We start from the raw sequence: 16,138 nt of genomic DNA, 5'->3' as shown, positions 1-16,138 counted from the left end.
GCGTGCGCTATACTGAGGGTGACATTCGACGGCCGGGAGGAAGCCATGATCGTCATAGCCAGCGAAGCCTACGAGCAGCTCATGGAAGCCTGCCGAACGGCATACCCCGCAGAAGCCTGCGGACTTCTGATCGCCGCCGGCGGACCCGGCGGCCCGATCGACCGGATCCGTCCCGTGCGCAATGCGCATCCGCGGCCGGAATCGGGCTACCGCTTCGATCCCGCCGACTGGGTGCGCGCCTGGACGGAAACGCGGCAAAGCCGGCGACGGATCGCCGGCTTCTATCATTCCCACCCGCACGGAGCTCCGGTGCTTTCCGCCGCCGACCTGGCGGGCTGGCGGCAGTTCGGAAGCCCGGATTTCACCTATTGGATCATCTCGCTGCGCGACTTCGAGCAGCCGGAAACGGCCGCATACCGGATGCAGGGCAGCGTGCCGGATGCGCCGTTAATGCCGGCTGAGATACGCATACAGATCGCCGAGCGTCACGATGTTGCGCGCCGCGATTCTGTGTAAATATCGCTGCCACAACTTCGCCGTCATGATCGCGTCTTCCAGCGCATGATGGCGCCTTGTGACCGGCACCCCGTTCGACTCCAGCAGTTCGTCAAGCCCGTAGCTGTCCCTGTTCGGTTCGAGCCATTTCGCCACCATCATCGTATCCAGCACGCGGTGGGTCAGCCGCACCTTCGATGTCCGCCACAACGCGGCGTTGAGGAACTGTTTGTCGTGCCCGGAAGCGTGCGCGATCAGCACCCGCTTGCCGATGAACGCCATGAAGTCGCTGAGCGCCTGCACGAGATCCTCGCCATGCGCCGCCATCTCATTCGTGATCCCGGTCAGTTCGACGATATGGCGGGGAACGCGCCGCCGCGGGTTGACGAGACGGTAGAACTGCTGCGCTTCCATCAGTTCCGGTCCGCGCATCAGCACGCCGCCGATGGACAGAATCTCGTCTCCGTTCTCCGGATAGAATCCGGTCGTCTCCAGATCGAAGACGACCGTCTCCAGTTCCATCAGCGGCAGGTCAAGCGCCGACTGCTTGCGCTGCTCCTTCGCCGCCTGGCGGATGAACGCCATCTGCTGCGCGCCGGGGGCGCCGAACATGGATGCGATGGCCGGTGTGAGCCCTCCCATCTTGTAGAGATTCCAGGCCCGACCTACGCCGCGATCCCCTTCCTTCACGTCTGATCACCACCGTCATGTATCAGCCGGAACTTGCCTGCAATCTGCCGCTGCAGGCTGTGCCGCAGCCGCTGCACCGTGCCCAGATGGTGGCGCAAATCCCGCCTCATCGGCTTCGTGAGCAGCGTCACCGCCACCTTGCCGTTGTTCGCATACAGCCCGCCCTTGTTGCGCGACGCGGCCAGCAGCCGCAGCTTCAGGAAGAAGCCGAACGCGGCTTCGCAAGCTTCCGCGTCCGAAGCGAAAAGTCTCCCCGTATCCCGCAGCCGCCGGATTCTCGACAAGGTCGACGTCTCCCGGATGCCGCCGGTGACCGCCATCAGCCGGACCGCGCTGACGAATGGAATATAGGCGCCATACTTGATATCGACGCTGCCGGCGTCTTCGCCGTACCGTTCGGGCAGCAGCTGGCCGAACAGGCCGACAAGCGGCTTGTAGCGCATCGTATTCTGCAGCATCCGCTCCGCAATGCCCGGATGTCCCTTCGCATTGCGGAAGTAGTGATCCTTCAGCCTCGCGGCAAGCCGCTCGTCGCCGCTTACGGCGCGGCCGTCGGACATAATGAGCAGGTAGCGCACATGCTCCCAGTGCGGATCGTCGAACCATCGGTCCAGCTTCGCCGTCCATCCCGAGAACGCATCGCACCATGCCTCGTTCGCGCTGATCACATTGCCGTCGCAAGGCGGGTATCCCGCACGTTCCAGCGTCTTTACGATCAAGCCGCCCAGTTCGCGGAACCAGGCGCGCACTTTCTCTGGATCGAGGCCGGGGCCGGGATCTTCGTACAGCAGTCCGCTGTCCTGGTCGCTGGAGAGCGTCTGCTCGCTTCGCCCGCCGCTGCCGAACAACAAATAGGCGTAAGGCACGGGGGGAGCGCCTTTCCCCGCCCGTGCCATCGCTTCTTCGGACAGGACGACGGCCCGCCGGATCAGCGCGTCGTGCATCCCGTTCAATATGGCGTTGAACTGTTCGACCGATTCGCCGTCGCCGCCGGGGAGCAGCGCCTCCATCCGGAGATGGAGCCGGTCCCGGAGATCGCGCAATGCATCCGCGTTCCCGGTCGAGCCGATTTCCTCCATCAGCCTGACAAGCGTCGGATCGTTCATGTGCGCATCTCCCCCCGGCCAGCGTAGCCATCGTTTTATGCTGATTCCATTTTATTACGGATCAGGCGTTCAGCGCATCTTGCGCTTTTTTCATTTGTTCCGGATAACCGTAGACGCCGTGTTCGCTCAGGTCCAGGCCGATGATTTCTTGTTCTTCCGTGACGCGGAAGCCGATCAGGGCTTTCATGATGCCCAGGACGATGAACGAAGCGACGAGGACGAAGGCGCCGCAGACGACAACCGATTCGAATTGCACCCACAGCTGGTACCAGCTGCCCGTGTAGAACAGGCCGCCTTGACCGACGCCGACTTGCGCGGCCAGTTCTTCCGTCGCGAAAAGACCATTGGCCAGCGTGCCCCAGATGCCCGCCACGCCGTGCACCGAGAGCGCGTAGATCGGATCGTCGATGCGCAGCTTGTCGAACATCTTCTGGCTGAAGTAGACGACGATGCCTGCGATCAGACCGATGACGACGGCCGCCCACGGCTCGACGAATGCACAGGAGGCCGTGATGGCGACGAGACCGGCCAGCGCGCCGTTCAGCATCGTCGTGATGTCAGCCTTGCCCGCCGCGATCCAGGTGATCAGGAGGGCCGCAACCGCGCCGGCCGCTGCGCCGAGCTGCGTGTTGAACGCGACATAGCCGAAGAAGCCGTCGCCTACCGCGACCGTGGAGCCCGCGTTGAAGCCGAACCAGCCGACCCAGAGCAGCAGAACCGCCAGTGCCGTGTACACCTGGTTGTGGCCGAGAATTTGGTTGGCCGAGCCGTCCTTGTTGTATTTGCCGATCCGCGGCTTGAGCAGCACGGTTGCCGCGAAGGCGCCGAGCGCGCCGGTCAGGTGGACGACGGTCGAACCGGCGAAGTCTTGCGCGCCGTCTTCCGCCAGCCAGCCGCCGCCCCAGATCCAGTGCGCAACGACCGGATAGATGACGCTCGCGAAGAACAGCGTGAATATTAAATAAGAAGAAAGTTTCGCGCGTTCCGCGAATCCGCCCCATGCGATGGACAGCGAGATCGTGACGAACGCGGTTTGGAAAACCCAGAACGCGGCGTTCGCGTATCCGTCACCTTCCGCGCCGACCAGCGGCGGATAGTAGAAGAAGTCGCTCAGGCCGATGAACAGGTTGCCTTCGCCGAACGCGATGCCGTAGCCGACCGCCCAGTAGACGAGCGATGCAAGGCCGACCGTGAAGATCGTCTTGCCTGCGACGTGGCCGGCGTTCTTCATCCGCGTCGAACCGGTTTCCAGCAGGATGAAGCCGCCTTGCATGAGGAGGACGAGGACGCCGGCGAGCAGGACCCAGAGCGTGTTGAGCCCCATGTCCAGCAGCGCGGTCGACGGTGCTGCAAGCGCCATGGCCGGGAACAGGCATAGCAGCACGCCTGCAGCGAGTGTCAGTTTTTTCACCATGTTGACCACTCCCATGTTATTTAATCTTACATTGCGGGAAAGACTTAATGTCATTATAGTCAGAACGTCTCACTTTGACAATAATCATTTTTCGGTTTTTGGGTGAAAAGTGCAAAAAAATCTAACGTTCGTCTATATATCCGCCGTCAACGTTAAGTTTTTTTACGTATTCATCATCGATTTACCGGCTGTCTTCCTCCGAATCTTCGCTTTTGCGGATCGGCTTATGCCGGTCATCTCCATCGCCTCTTGAATATTATGTATGATAATCTGACATAGGATTTGCCATTCCGAACGGCAAACCATCACGTTTGACTGTATGGCCGTGGATTGGTTATCATAACTATTTAGAGAGCGTTCGACGTCGGAAGGGTGGTGAGAGCTTTGGACCAGAACTTGTTCCGCATCGGAGAGCTCGCGGCGAAGGCCAACGTCAGCCCGCGCACCATCGATTTCTATACGACGATCGGCCTGATCCGCCCCGCGAAACGGACCGCCGGCAACTATCGGCTGTATGGTCCTGAAACGATCGAACGGCTGAAACGTATTGAACAGTTGAAGAAAGAAAAATATACGCTTGAAGAGATCAAGGAGATGCTCGACGGTTGGAAGCGCATTTCCTCCGAGGAGCAGATCAGCCGCAAGCTTACGGACCTGCAGCTGTCGCTGAACAAGCTGCAGCGCGAGGTGAAGGAACTGGAACCGGTACTCAGCCGGCTGAAGCCGCACCAGGCCCGGAGCGTCTACAAGCGGCTCATGCCGCAGACCGCCGCCTGCGTCGAAGCGTTGCTGCTGCTCATTGACAAAGCAACCCTGTAGCGTTAAGACAAGCATTTATTCGCTTCTCGCTTTATAGCCTATTAACAGGCTTATCTTTCTGCGCAAAACGGACACGCCATCCCGTATGGACGGCGTCAGCCGTTTTGCGGGCATGCTTCAAGGTTTGACTTTATGAAACGGAGGGGTTCACTTGATCGGCTTTTTTCACCCGATGGATTTCCTGATTCTGATCGCGTTCGGCATCTCGCTCTGGGCGCAGTTCCGCGTCAAGGGAACGTTCAACCGCTGGGCGGAAGTGCCCAACATGCGCGGACTGACCGGATATGAAGCGGCGCGGCGCATGCTCGATTCGCAAGGGCTCCACGATGTGCCGATCGAACCGGTACGCGGCGTGCTGACCGACCACTACGATCCGATCCAGCGCGTCGTGCGGCTGTCCGAACCGGTTTATTATGAGCGTTCGATCTCGGCCGTGTCCGTCGCCTGCCACGAGGTCGGACACGCCATCCAGCACGCACAGCACTATCCGATGCTGGTGCTCCGCCACCGCATGTTCCCGGTTGTCCGGTTCGCATCCGGCATCGCGCCGTTCCTGCTGATCGCGGGCTTCTTGTTCAACGCGCTGAACCTGATCGGTTTCGGCATCATCTTCTTCTCCGCGGCGGTCGCCTTCCAGCTCGTGACGCTGCCGGTCGAGTTCAACGCCAGCAGCCGGGCGCGGGATCTGATGATTGCGGAAGGGTTCATTACGCACGAAGAGGAGCGCGGCGTGGCGAAAGTGCTGAATGCCGCCGCGTGGACGTATGTGGCGGCGGCGCTGATCGCGCTGCTCGAGCTGCTCAAGTACATCATGATTTTCACGTCGGCCCGGGAAGAATGACGCCTCGCAAAGGCCGAGCAATTTCGAGAGGGCTGCCAGCGTCCGATGGACGCCGGCAGCCCTCTTTTATGCAGCAGCCGTATTGCTCAGGTTGCAGGACCATATTCCTTGTGAAAATAATCCAGCAGATATTTGTGAAACACGCGCGCGACGAGCGGCATCGGCTCGTCCGCACGGTGAATGATGCCGATGGTCCGCGTAACCGGCTCCTTCAGCTCGATCTTGACCGGCATGAGCGGTCCGGTCTGCTCGAGCGCCATCTCCGGCAAGAGACTTACGCCCATGCCGGCCGCCACGAGTCCCCGGATCGTATCCGTCTCTTCGCCTTCAAAGGCGATCTTCGGCGTAAAGCCGGCCTGAAGACACGCCTCCCAGACGATCGGTCGGAGCGAATATCCTTCGCGGAACAGTACAAACGGCTCATCCTTGAGCTGCGAAAGCTCGATCACCGGCTCGCCGGCCAGCCGATGGTGGCGCGGCAGGACAGCCAGCAGTTTCTCCTTCAGCACCGCATGGCCGCACAGCAGGTCATCCTTCTCCGGCAGCGGCGAAATGAACGCCAGATCGATTTCGCCCGACAGCACGTCCCGGACCAGCGAAGCATACGTGCCCTGTTGGAAATGGAACCGTACGCCGGGGTGGAGCTTGCGGAACTTCGCGATCACCGTCGGCACCAGATGCGTGCCCAGACTATGCGGGAAGCCGAATCTGACCTCCCCGTTCTCCGGATCGGTCAGTTCATGGATTTCCGCGATCGCGCGCTCCAGATCGGCGATGATCGCCTCGGCGCGCTTCAGGAACAGCTTCCCCACATGCGTCAGCTGCAGATTGCGCCCCTTCGGGATGAACAGCTTGACGCCGAGCTCCTCTTCCAGCAGATGAATCTGCCGGCTGACCGCCGACTGCGCAACGTGCAGCTCTTCCGCCGCCCGCGTCACATGCTCGCGGTTCGCCACTTTCACAAAATAATACAACTGCCTGAGTTCCATCGGATCCTGCTCCCGCCCAAGTCACATTGAGCCCCTTCACCTGCTCCGCCGTTGCACGAACATGCCCAGCATGAGAAAACCGGCAAGGCACCCTCCGACATGAGCCCAGATATCAATTCTAGGGGATATGATCGAATAAAGCAATCCGAACAGAAGAATCGAGTAGACGGTTTTGCGCGACGCCTCGTCCATCGCCCGCTTCCGGAACAGGGCGAGATACAGATAGGCGCCGAATACGCCGTACACCGCGCCGGACGCGCCGGCCGCAAAGTGCGAGTCGCCGACGTGCACCGCGGCGCTGTACACATTCCCCAGGATTCCCGCCATCAGATAGAACGCCGCGTATCTGCCGTGTCCGAGCAGGCGCTCGAGCGGCGGCGCGAACACGAGGAGCGCAAACCCGTTGAACAGCAGATGTTCCCATCCGACATGGAGGAAGACGGACGTGAGGTACCGCCACGGTTCCACCAGGCCGTAGGGGTCGTAGACCGGAATCATTCTGAAAAATCCCGCTTCGAACAACGGATCACCCGGCAGCACCAGATCCGCGATGAACACCAGCAAATTCAGGGCCAGAATGACCGATGTGACGGGATACATCCGCAAATATTCGCGAAAGCTTTCGTAGCGCAGAAAAATCATCGGTGAACCTCGCTTCCATGGATTGGACAATGGCCGCGGCGAACGATTATAATGAAGGCTGAATCTCGACTTTCGCAAGGAGGTTGTTTCGAAAATGACCCAGGAACGTACAGGCGCCGCCTTGTTCAAAGGCAATCCGATCACGCTGATCGGCCCCGAACTGAAGCCCGGCGACAAAGCGCCCGATTTCAAACTGAGCAAATCGCTGCTCGAAACCGTATCGCTCGCCGACTTCGCCGGCAAGATCAAGCTGATCAGCGTCGTCCCGTCCATCGACACCGGCGTATGCGACGCGCAGACGCGCCGTTTCAACGAAGAAGCGGCCAAGCTGGGCGACAACGTTGTCGTGCTGACCGTCAGCGTTGACCTGCCGTTCGCGCAAGCCCGCTGGTGCGGCGCCGCCGGCGTCGACCGCGTCGTCATGCTGTCGGACTACAAAGACCGGAACTTCGGACAAGCTTACGGCGTATTCATCAAGGAACTGGCCCTCGATTATCGTGCTATTTTTGTTATCGACGGAAACGACACGATTCGTTATGTCGAATACCTGCGCGAGATGACGGAGCATCCGGATTACGACAAGGCGCTTGCCGCCGTCCGCGAGCTGCTGTAATTCGCCGAGACGGAAACCGCCGGCCCCACGGGGAAGCCGGCGGTTTTCTTCTTCCGGCCCCCTGTCCGGCCTGTGCAAAACAAAAGCCGTCCGCATCTGTCGACCGGACAGCATGTCGTAACGGCTTTCAAGTTACGGCGATTCCGTCTTGTAGGCTGCCAATTTCTTGTCCAGCGTACGGTAGATGTCAAGGATAACCCGATAATTGGAGCCGAGATCGCCGAACGATCCGCGCGATGCCGAGTAAATGTCGACTGCCGAGGTGACCGGCCCCGTCGCGATGACCGATACGGTGATGTCCATCGTCCGGCCGAACGCCGTCCGCTTCTCCATCACGATCTCGCCGACCGATTCCACTTCGTGCAGCACTTTGTACCCCTGCATCTTCTTCAGGGTCGAGACGATCTCTTCCCAGGCTTTCTCTTTCGACAAGCGGTAATAATGGGATTTCAGCAACGGGTCCTTCGCCCGGTCGCCGGTCTGTTCGAAGCTCCGAATCAGCCCGATCAACGTACGCTTCAACAAATGTCTCCCCCTCCGGCGTCTCTTTCCAGCTTCCCCTATGATACCATGAAAAGACGGCTGAGAAAACCGTCCATTACGGTTGCCGGCATGCGAGAGCCTCCGGATGCATCGCGTGGAGCACCGGAGGCCCAACGTAGACGGCGCTTGAAGCCCGCTGACGAGCGTCGGAATCCCCGCCAATGCCGTCCGGCCTGTGTGTTTCTGAACCCGCACTCGCAGGTGGGTGACCGCAGGAACGTTTTTGAAGTCCCCTTTCGGGGGCATGTCAGCCGCGCTCCGATGTAGGTCTCCCTTGAAACAGCCATTGGTTCAAAACAACGATGGAGGCCGTAACGAACACCGCAGGATGTACTACGTATTATATCCCCGCCCCGGACAAAAGTAAACCGCCGGACTTCAATTCTTCGTCTCCGCTTCTTCGGCTTCCTCCAGCTGTTCCTGCTGCTGCCGTTCCTGCTGCTCCTTCAGCTTCAGATAGATCTGGTAGAAATTGAAAAAGGACAGATAAGCGATAAAGACCGCGCTGAAGAACGGCAGCAGAAACGTAAAGCGCATGCTGATCCACGCGATGCCCGCGGCCGCAATCGCGGACGACAGCGAGCGGAACGGGCGGCCGATCGTGATGAGGACGGCGTTCTTCAGCAATTGAAGCGTCTTCATATGATAGTGCACGACCATGGAGAAGAAGTTGAACATCGACACGACGAGCAGGAGCGCGATGCCCATGAAGACGTAAGAGATCAGCTCAATCCCCGGAGCACCGTTGAAGTAGAAACGGATGTCAAGAAAAATGACCAGGAAGATCAGCGAATAGAGAATGCCGCCGAACATGCTGACCTTGTAATTCTCTTTGTAACCGCGGAAAAACGTCTTGAGCAGCGGCACATCGACATCGCCCATCACCCATTTGCGCACCGTCGTGAACATGGCGGATGTCGCCGGGAACAGCACGAACGGCACCGCCACTGTGGAAACGAGCAGCCCCGAGAACACCTGGTCCCATACCGGATCCGTGTTCGACAACGGAACGATGACGCCGAAGAAGAAAAGATACCAGAACGGCAGCGACGTGAGCACCCACAGCAGATTCGTGACCGACAGCCGCATGATCCATTCCGATATTTTGTAAAAGCCGCCCATCATGCCTCGCATTTCCATCGCTGAATCCCTCCGTTATCCTGACTCCTCTGCCCTGCGGATCAGATAGAAAGAAACACCGGGGCGTCGGAAGACGGCACCGCGAACGCGCCCTCCCGGTGCCCCGGTTCCTATCCGGTCCTGGTTATTCCTCGGACCAGCCGCGCGACCGGCGAACGTCGCCATAGCTGCGTCCGCCTGCGCGCTGACGGCCACCCTCGGAGCGGCCGTAGCCTCTCCCGGAATCGCCGTATCCGCCTCTGCCGCCGCCGTATCCGTTGCCGCGGCCGCCGCTGCGGGAATTTCTTCCGCCGTAACCGCCGACGGCACCGCCAAACCGGCGCCCGCTCGAACGGATATCCGGTCTGCGCTTCTTCGCGCGGATCGGATCTTCCGGCGTCAGCTCGATTTCGACATCCTTCTTCTCACCGGTCAGCAGCTTCATCGCCGCCGCGACCAGGTGGACCGAATCGTACTGTTCCAGCAGCTGAATCGCGATGCCTTTGTATTCGGCGAAATCGTCCTGCTGGATGATCTCGATCAGCCGTTCAGCCGTCACGCGCTGCTTCCCTTCGATCGCCTCGGCAAGGCTCGGCAGCGGACGGCGCGCGATGCGCTGGCGCGTCACCCGTTCGATGAAGTGCAGATGGTCGATCTCGCGCGGCGTCACGAACGTATAGGCGACGCCTTCCTTGCCCGCGCGGCCGGTACGGCCGATCCGGTGCACATAGCTTTCCGGATCCTGCGGCAAGTCAAAGTTGATGACGTGCGTAACCCCGGAGACGTCGAGACCGCGCGCGGCAACGTCCGTCGCGACGAGGACATCGATGCTGCCGTCGCGGAACTTGCGCATGACGGTGTCGCGCTGGTTCTGCGACAGGTCGCCGTGCAGACCGTCCGCGGAATAGCCGCGCTTCTGCAGCGCTTCGCTCAATTCGTCCACGCGGCGCTTCGTGCGGCCGAACACAATCGCCAGATCGGGCGATTCCATATCGAGCAGCCGGCTGAGCGCCTCGAATTTTTCCCGTTCATGCACTTCAATGTAGATCTGCTCAATGCTCGGAGCGGTAATGTTCTTCGGAATGACCGACACATGCTCGGGGTTGCGCAGGAATTGCTGTGCAAGCTTTTGGATGTTGGGAGGCATCGTCGCGGAGAAAAGCATCGTCTGGCGCTCTTCCGGCACCAGGCTGAGAATCGTCGTAATATCCTCCATGAAGCCCATATCCAACATTTCGTCGGCTTCGTCCAGCACGACCGTTCGGACATCGTCCAGCCGGATCGTCTTCCGGTTGATGTGGTCGAGCAGCCGTCCCGGCGTGCCGATGATGATCTGCGGCTTCTTCTTCAGCGCGCGGATCTGTCTGCCGATGTCCTGTCCGCCGTAGATCGGCAGCGTGCGGATGCCTTTGTACCGGGCGAGTTTGCCCAATTCGTCAGCCACCTGAATCGCGAGTTCGCGGGTCGGGGTCATGACGAGGGCGACGATCCGCTCTTCCTCCGGCGGAATCTTGCTGATGAGCGGGATGCCGAAGGCGGCCGTCTTCCCGGTACCCGTCTGCGCTTGTCCGATCAGGTCGGCTCCGCTCATCGCAATCGGAATGGCTTTCGCCTGAATCGGCGTCGATTCCTCGAAACCCATTTCGGTAACGGCCTGCAGCACTTTCGGCTCCAGGCCGAATTCAGCGAATGTTTTCAAACTTTCTCAAACTCCTTTGTCCACTGTGCCTTCTTTAAAAAAATATCCCACTCATTATAGCACAGGTCAGCTCGCGAATACCAGCGAACGGAAATCGGCGATACTAGGCGGTGTTGACGTCCGTTTCCATACCGGGAAAGGAGCGATGACCTTGAACGCCGCGCGCCGCGTTTGGACGGCGCTCGTCATGACTTGCGCCGCGGCCCTGATCGCTTTCGGCTTCAATTTTCTCCTCATCCCGCATCGGCTGCTCTCCGGCGGCGTATCCGGCGTGTCGATGCTGCTCAGCTACGCGACGGGACTCGATACCGGCATCCTTTATTTTGCACTGAACCTCCCGATCTTAATTTGGGGCTGGTTCGCGCTCGGCCATGCCTTCATCGCCTGGAGCATTTATGCCGTCGCCGTCACCTCTTTCCTGATCCGGATTGCGCCGGTCCATTCCCTGGCAGCCGACCCGATCCTGGCGGCCGTGTTCGGCGGTGTCGCGTTCGGCATCGGCGCCGGACTTGCCCTGCGTTACGGCGGCTCGTCGGGCGGCATCGACATCATCGCGACGATTGTTACGCGGCATCGCGAAGTGCCGATCGGCATGCTGCTGTTCCTGATGAACATGTCCATCGTCATCCTCCAGGCGCTCCTGTCGGAAGACTGGGAAGGCGCGATGTATTCGCTGCTCTCCATCTACGTAAGCGGCAGGGCGATCGACATGATTCATATCCGGCAGCTCAAGGTGACGGCGTTCATCATCAGCTGCGACCCGTACCGGCTGCTCGACAAGCTCCGCCGCCTGCCGCGCGGTGTCTCGATCGTGCCGATCAAGGGTGGCTATACCGGGGAAGACAAAGTGATGCTCATGACCGTCACGACCCGGTACGAACTGTCCGCCCTGCGCACCATGATCCGCAGGCATGATCCGAAGGCGTTTGTCAACATCGTCGAGACCGTCAGCGTCATGGGCGATTTTCGCAAAGTGTGAAAGCCGCCTTTCATTTCCGGCTGTTCACTGCCGGTACCGAATGTTATAATGAAAGTACACCCGGGCTTTCCGTCCTGCGTCCGGCCCTGTAATTGGTTTGAATCCGTTCGGGGAAGGTGATGCAAGTGGAAACGGCAACGGTGACAACGTTGTGGCAAATTGTCGAAAGACATGCGCCCGAGCTTCTCCCGTTTCTGACGCGGAGAGAACTGGACATGAACATCGTGCTCCGCGAAGGATTCGACAGGCTCGAGCCTGAAGACGCGCTGGAGATCGTGCAGCACAGCATTTGCGAACAGCAGAAAAGAAAACTTCTGCATTGACCTTGAAAGACGGGAACGGCCAGTCCGTTCCCGTCTCGTTTTTTCAATCGACGCCGAACGGCAAGATTCTGCAAAATCCCGCAAAAATCCTCTGTCTGCAGGCTGCTGCCTGTAATATAATAATGATGAAGATGAGAGAGCTTGCGGGGAGCGGAGAAACCATGGATATCCTGTTCACGATCTTTTTGCTGCTTCACGGCCTGATGTCCGGCAACGGCGGCCTCGACGGTCTCGCGGGCGCGCTGCCGCAGACGGGCGGAGAGATCATCGCGGAAACTCCCGGAACGGACGGAGCGGCCGAACCGCCCGGCGGAAAGACCGATCCCCAACCCGACGCGCCGAAGATCAAAGGCATCTACGTCACGGCCCACAGCGCCGGAGGCTCTCGCATGGAGCAGCTGCTGGAGCTCGTCCGCAGCACCGACCTGAACGCGATGGTCATTGACGTGAAGGATGACTACGGGTACATCACCTGGCCGACGGACAATCCGGATCTCACCGAACTCGGCACGACCAAGAAGATCATCAAAGACATGGAAGCGCTGATGGCCAGGCTCCAGGCGGACGAGGTCTACCCGATCGCGCGCATCGTCGTGTTCAAGGACTCCGTCCTCGCCGAGAAGCGTCCCGACCTGTCGTTCCGGAAGTCCGACGGCAGCGTATGGAAGAACGGCCGGGGCGAAAGCTTCGTCAATCCGTACCGCCGCGAAGTATGGGATTACAACGTTGCGGTCGCCAAGGAAGCGGCAAAGCTCGGATTCAAGGAAATCCAGTTCGACTATGTCCGCTTTCCGGAAGGCTTCGAGAAGCGGGCTGACGAGCTGGCCTACGACAAGACCGATGAGAGCCGCGTCGATGTCGTGAGCGGTTTTGTGGAGTATGCGAAGAAGGAGCTCGAACCGCTCGGCGTCCGCGTATCGGTCGATATTTTCGGCTACGCCGCTTCGGTTCCGGCCGCGGAGGGCATCGGGCAGGATTTCGTCCGGATATCGGAACATGTCGACGTCATCAGTCCGATGGTCTATCCGAGCCACTACAGCACCGGTTGGTTCGGGCTGAAGGATCCGGACAAGGAACCGTACGCCACCATCAAAGGCGCCATGGAAGACACGCATGAGAAGCTGGAGCCGCTCGGCGGCGCAAAGCCGATCATTCGGCCGTGGATCCAGGATTTCACGGCGAGCTGGCTCGGCAAGGGGCACTACATCCCCTATGGCAAGGCCGAGGTCGAAGCGCAGATCCGGGCGCTGGAAGACACCGGCGTCGACGAGTTCATGCTCTGGAACGCGGGCAACAAATATACGGCCGATGTCCAGTACTGAAGAACGAAGGGCTGCACCCGCATCGGGTGCAGCCCTTTCGCGTCAATCACAGGTTTATTGCGACAAGCGAAGCGCCAGATTGTACAAATCCATGTTGAACGGCTTCTTCGTGCTCACGACGGTCTCGATGTCCGTCGCGACCAGTTCGCCGCTCACGATGCCGCAGCCTTTGCTCGAGTCGCCTTCCATCAGCTTGCGGACGGCGAAATCGCCGAGCCGGCTGGCGAGAATCCGGTCGTTGTGCGTCGGCGAGCCGCCGCGCTGGATATGGCCGAGCACCGTGACCCGCGGCTCGATGCCGCTGCGCGCGGTGATCGCCTCCGCGATGTCGTTGCCGCTTGCGGCGCCTTCCGCCACGATGACGATGCTGTGCCGTTTCCCGGCCTTGAAATTGTCATGCATCCGGGCGGCAATCGCATCGATGTCGTAGGGCACTTCGGGCACGATGATCGTCTCCGCGCCGCTCGCGAGACCCGCGTAGAGCGCGATGTCGCCGCTGTGGCGGCCCATCACTTCGACGACTGACGCCCGCTCGTGCGACGTCATCGTATCGCGCAGCTTGTTGACGGCATCCACGACGATGCTGACGGCCGTATCGAAACCGATCGTGAAATCGGTGAACGGGATGTCGTTGTCGATCGTGCCCGGCAGCCCCATCGTCTTGATGCCGAGTTTGCTCAATTTGTAGGCGCCCTGGTACGATCCTTCGCCGCCGATGACGACGAGGCCGTCGATGCCGCGGCTGCGGAGCACTTCCGCTCCGCGCTGCTGCCCTTCGAGCGTCATGAACTCCTTGCATCTGGCCGTCTGCAGAATCGTCCCGCCGCGCTGGATAATGTCGCCCACGCTGCGAAGATCCATCGGGAACAGATCGTCCTTCAGAAGCCCTGCATATCCCCGCTGCACGCCGAACACTTCAAGGCCGTGGAACAGCGCGCTCCGTACAACCGCGCGGACCGCCGCGTTCATCCCCTGCGAGTCTCCGCCGCTCGTCAATACTGCAATGCGTTTTACTGCCGACATCGTATTCCCCCTGTACTGTATTCAATTGGTGTGATAGCCATGCAATGGGCGGCCGCCTCAGCGCGGCGGCTTCGCGCGGCGCCGTATCCACAGCGCGTTCAGCCGGAAGAACAGCCGCGCCATCGGGCTGTTCCGCATCAATTCGCGCGCGACGAAGCGGACGACCGGCTGCTCCGCGGCCTTCGGGTCGGACAGATAGACCGCAAGCAGCCCTTCAATTACCATTTTATGGAATTTACTGGACGGCAACCGGCCTGCCGCCTTGCGCGCCTGATCCGCGATCCATCCGATCCGCTGCAGCATTTCCGCGTCGTTCGCATAATAGCTGCAGAAATTCAGATCGCCGCCAAGCCGGTCCTCCTCCTGGTCGATCAGATAGTCGAGCAGGATGTGCAGGCCGCACAGATACGGAAAGTAGGCGCCCGCCATCCGCTCCGCGTCCCGTTCCGTCACATCCGGCCGGCAAGCCTCGACGAACAGCGCGAACATGCCGAGCGTCGAACCGGTCGCGGCCGCGAACTCATTCCAATACAATTCGGGATGGTCCGTCCGATGAAGCGCCCACCACCGGTGAAGGCTTTCCAGCCGCTCCTCCCGGCGGATATGCTTGTACACCTGCAGATCGCCGTAAAGCCCGGCAAACCGGGCGACATGCGGCTGCACCTTGGCATAGCCGGGCAGCCGGCGGATGTTCTCCTGGCATGCGGCAACGAGCGCCGCCAGGTAGCCGCCATCGTCCCGTTCGGCGCGGTGCGCATAGTAATCGGTCGTCTCCGCATCCGGGTCGACCGCATCGAGCATTGCGCGGTGCAGCAGACGAAAATCGTCGGGATCGAGCGACGTGCTGCGGTCGCACAGATTGTCCAGATAATCGCTGATCGTCTGCAGGGCGACGATCAGCGGGACAAGCTCTCCGCGGCGATCGTTGACCGCCGCCGCGAAGACCGCCCCGCCTTCGCAATGAAACTGCTTGCTCGACATGCTGGCCAGCGCCTGCGTGCGCAGCTCCGGATCGGGGATCGCCTCCGCCCGCGCCCGCCAGCGCGCCAGTTCATCGTACACCGCGGGCAGCACGTGCCGGTACATCCGATACATCAGCCTCAAGGGTCCGGCCGGCATGCCGCTCCCATGTTTCCGTGTCGCGTTCAACGGCGGCGCCTCCGTCCTTCAGGTGTGGCGCCGCGAATCAATCGTCTGATTGATGCGGTACCAGATGTTCAGATCGTTGATTCGGCTCGCCTGCTCCGCGATATCCGCGTTGAGCCTGCAGGATGTCTCGAAATCCTCTTCCTCGTCGAGCTGCCGCTGCAGCTCGCGGATCCTGCGCTCCAACGCCAATATCCGGTCCGGGATGCGGCCGCGGATCGTTTCCCACCGTTCGAGAATCGCGCTTCTCACTTCCAGGGGGTACGTCTCCCACTCATGTTCAAGATACGGCACCTCAATCCCCAGCCGTTCATCGTAGACGAACCATGAATCACCCATTGTGAACCTCCACCCAATAATGTACCATGACATCCG

17 protein-coding genes, 1 other RNA gene and 2 pseudogenes are annotated in these 16,138 nt (G+C 60.4%); 8 read left to right on the top strand and 12 right to left on the bottom strand.

Features of this window, described 5'->3' with window-relative positions:
• The first annotated feature begins 45 nt into the window (after window positions 1-45).
• Window positions 46-516 carry a M67 family metallopeptidase gene (locus tag KJQ12_RS11520; RefSeq protein WP_213484781.1) on the top strand — a complete coding sequence of 157 codons (471 nt, stop codon included), beginning with the start codon at window positions 46-48 and terminating at the stop codon, window positions 514-516.
• Here the strand turns inward: KJQ12_RS11520 and KJQ12_RS11515 are convergent.
• The 3 genes from KJQ12_RS11515 to KJQ12_RS11505 form a co-directional block, all read right to left on the bottom strand.
• Window positions 448-1,185: an exonuclease domain-containing protein gene (locus KJQ12_RS11515; RefSeq protein ID WP_213484780.1), complete on the bottom strand. Its 738-nt coding sequence runs from the start codon at window positions 1,183-1,185 to the stop codon at window positions 448-450. The genes KJQ12_RS11520 and KJQ12_RS11515 overlap by 69 nt on opposite strands.
• Window positions 1,182-2,291: a DUF294 nucleotidyltransferase-like domain-containing protein gene (locus KJQ12_RS11510; protein ID WP_213484779.1), complete on the bottom strand. Its 1,110-nt coding sequence runs from the start codon at window positions 2,289-2,291 to the stop codon at window positions 1,182-1,184. The genes KJQ12_RS11515 and KJQ12_RS11510 overlap by 4 nt, the downstream gene beginning before the upstream one ends.
• A gap of 61 nt (window positions 2,292-2,352) precedes the next feature.
• Window positions 2,353-3,705 (bottom strand): ammonium transporter, encoded by a 1,353-nt coding sequence (locus KJQ12_RS11505; protein ID WP_015254344.1) that lies wholly within the window; start codon window positions 3,703-3,705, stop codon window positions 2,353-2,355.
• Window positions 3,706-4,089: 384 nt separating this feature from the next.
• On the opposite strand from KJQ12_RS11505, the gene KJQ12_RS11500 reads away from it, so the two are divergent.
• Window positions 4,090-4,524 (top strand): MerR family transcriptional regulator, encoded by a 435-nt coding sequence (locus KJQ12_RS11500; RefSeq protein WP_213484778.1) that lies wholly within the window; start codon window positions 4,090-4,092, stop codon window positions 4,522-4,524.
• Between the two features lie 172 nt (window positions 4,525-4,696).
• Window positions 4,697-5,365, top strand: a complete 669-nt coding sequence (locus KJQ12_RS11495; RefSeq protein WP_213484800.1) for a zinc metallopeptidase — start codon at window positions 4,697-4,699, stop codon at window positions 5,363-5,365.
• Window positions 5,366-5,451: 86 nt separating this feature from the next.
• On the opposite strand, the gene gltC is transcribed toward KJQ12_RS11495, so the two are convergent.
• Window positions 5,452-6,354, bottom strand: a complete 903-nt coding sequence (gene gltC / locus KJQ12_RS11490) for a glutamate biosynthesis transcriptional regulator GltC (RefSeq protein ID WP_015254341.1) — start codon at window positions 6,352-6,354, stop codon at window positions 5,452-5,454.
• 36 nt (window positions 6,355-6,390) lie between these two features.
• On the bottom strand, window positions 6,391-6,996 hold the full coding sequence (locus tag KJQ12_RS11485; RefSeq protein WP_213484777.1) for a rhomboid family intramembrane serine protease: 606 nt from the start codon (window positions 6,994-6,996) through the stop codon (window positions 6,391-6,393).
• A 94-nt stretch (window positions 6,997-7,090) separates the two neighbouring features.
• On the opposite strand from KJQ12_RS11485, the gene tpx reads away from it, so the two are divergent.
• Window positions 7,091-7,609: a thiol peroxidase gene (gene tpx, locus KJQ12_RS11480; RefSeq protein ID WP_015254339.1), complete on the top strand. Its 519-nt coding sequence runs from the start codon at window positions 7,091-7,093 to the stop codon at window positions 7,607-7,609.
• Window positions 7,610-7,775: 166 nt separating this feature from the next.
• A pseudogene (locus KJQ12_RS19895) lies at window positions 7,776-7,814 on the top strand (hypothetical protein).
• 29 nt (window positions 7,815-7,843) lie between these two features.
• Here the strand turns inward: KJQ12_RS19895 and KJQ12_RS19890 are convergent.
• The 4 genes and pseudogenes from KJQ12_RS19890 to cshA form a co-directional block, all read right to left on the bottom strand.
• Window positions 7,844-8,041 (bottom strand): annotated as a pseudogene (locus KJQ12_RS19890) (DUF1499 domain-containing protein); the annotation flags it as partial.
• A gap of 259 nt (window positions 8,042-8,300) precedes the next feature.
• A non-coding RNA gene (gene ssrS / locus KJQ12_RS11470) (6S RNA) lies at window positions 8,301-8,485 on the bottom strand.
• 45 nt (window positions 8,486-8,530) lie between these two features.
• The gene (locus tag KJQ12_RS11465) at window positions 8,531-9,292 is read right to left on the bottom strand and encodes a YesL family protein (protein WP_015254337.1); all 762 of its coding nucleotides are present in this window, start codon (window positions 9,290-9,292) and stop codon (window positions 8,531-8,533) included.
• 124 nt (window positions 9,293-9,416) lie between these two features.
• Window positions 9,417-10,970, bottom strand: coding sequence for a degradosome RNA helicase CshA (cshA, locus tag KJQ12_RS11460; protein WP_213484776.1), 1,554 nt, complete (start codon window positions 10,968-10,970; stop codon window positions 9,417-9,419).
• Between the two features lie 151 nt (window positions 10,971-11,121).
• Here cshA and KJQ12_RS11455 point away from each other — a divergent pair, with 151 nt between their 5' ends.
• The 3 genes from KJQ12_RS11455 (at window position 11,122) to KJQ12_RS11445 (ending at window position 13,594) form a co-directional block, all read left to right on the top strand.
• Window positions 11,122-11,949, top strand: coding sequence for a YitT family protein (locus KJQ12_RS11455; RefSeq protein WP_213484775.1), 828 nt, complete (start codon window positions 11,122-11,124; stop codon window positions 11,947-11,949).
• A 119-nt stretch (window positions 11,950-12,068) separates the two neighbouring features.
• The gene (locus tag KJQ12_RS11450) at window positions 12,069-12,272 is read left to right on the top strand and encodes a hypothetical protein (protein WP_213484774.1); all 204 of its coding nucleotides are present in this window, start codon (window positions 12,069-12,071) and stop codon (window positions 12,270-12,272) included.
• Between the two features lie 161 nt (window positions 12,273-12,433).
• Window positions 12,434-13,594: a putative glycoside hydrolase gene (locus KJQ12_RS11445; protein WP_213484773.1), complete on the top strand. Its 1,161-nt coding sequence runs from the start codon at window positions 12,434-12,436 to the stop codon at window positions 13,592-13,594.
• 54 nt (window positions 13,595-13,648) lie between these two features.
• On the opposite strand, the gene pfkA is transcribed toward KJQ12_RS11445, so the two are convergent.
• The 3 genes from pfkA to KJQ12_RS11430 are packed head-to-tail and all read right to left on the bottom strand — an operon-like array spanning window position 13,649 to window position 16,102.
• On the bottom strand, window positions 13,649-14,617 hold the full coding sequence (pfkA, locus tag KJQ12_RS11440; RefSeq protein WP_213484772.1) for a 6-phosphofructokinase: 969 nt from the start codon (window positions 14,615-14,617) through the stop codon (window positions 13,649-13,651).
• A 57-nt stretch (window positions 14,618-14,674) separates the two neighbouring features.
• Window positions 14,675-15,736 (bottom strand): tetraprenyl-beta-curcumene synthase family protein, encoded by a 1,062-nt coding sequence (locus tag KJQ12_RS11435; RefSeq protein ID WP_213484799.1) that lies wholly within the window; start codon window positions 15,734-15,736, stop codon window positions 14,675-14,677.
• Window positions 15,737-15,784: 48 nt separating this feature from the next.
• Window positions 15,785-16,102, bottom strand: a complete 318-nt coding sequence (locus KJQ12_RS11430; protein WP_213484771.1) for a hypothetical protein — start codon at window positions 16,100-16,102, stop codon at window positions 15,785-15,787.
• Between the last annotated feature and the right edge of the window lie 36 nt (window positions 16,103-16,138).

Origin of the sequence: Thermobacillus xylanilyticus (genome assembly GCF_907165215.1) — a bacterium.
GTDB lineage: Bacteria > Bacillota > Bacilli > Paenibacillales > Paenibacillaceae > Thermobacillus > Thermobacillus xylanilyticus.
Note: the sequence above shows the minus strand (reverse complement) of the source record. Positions and strands in the feature narration are given on the sequence as shown.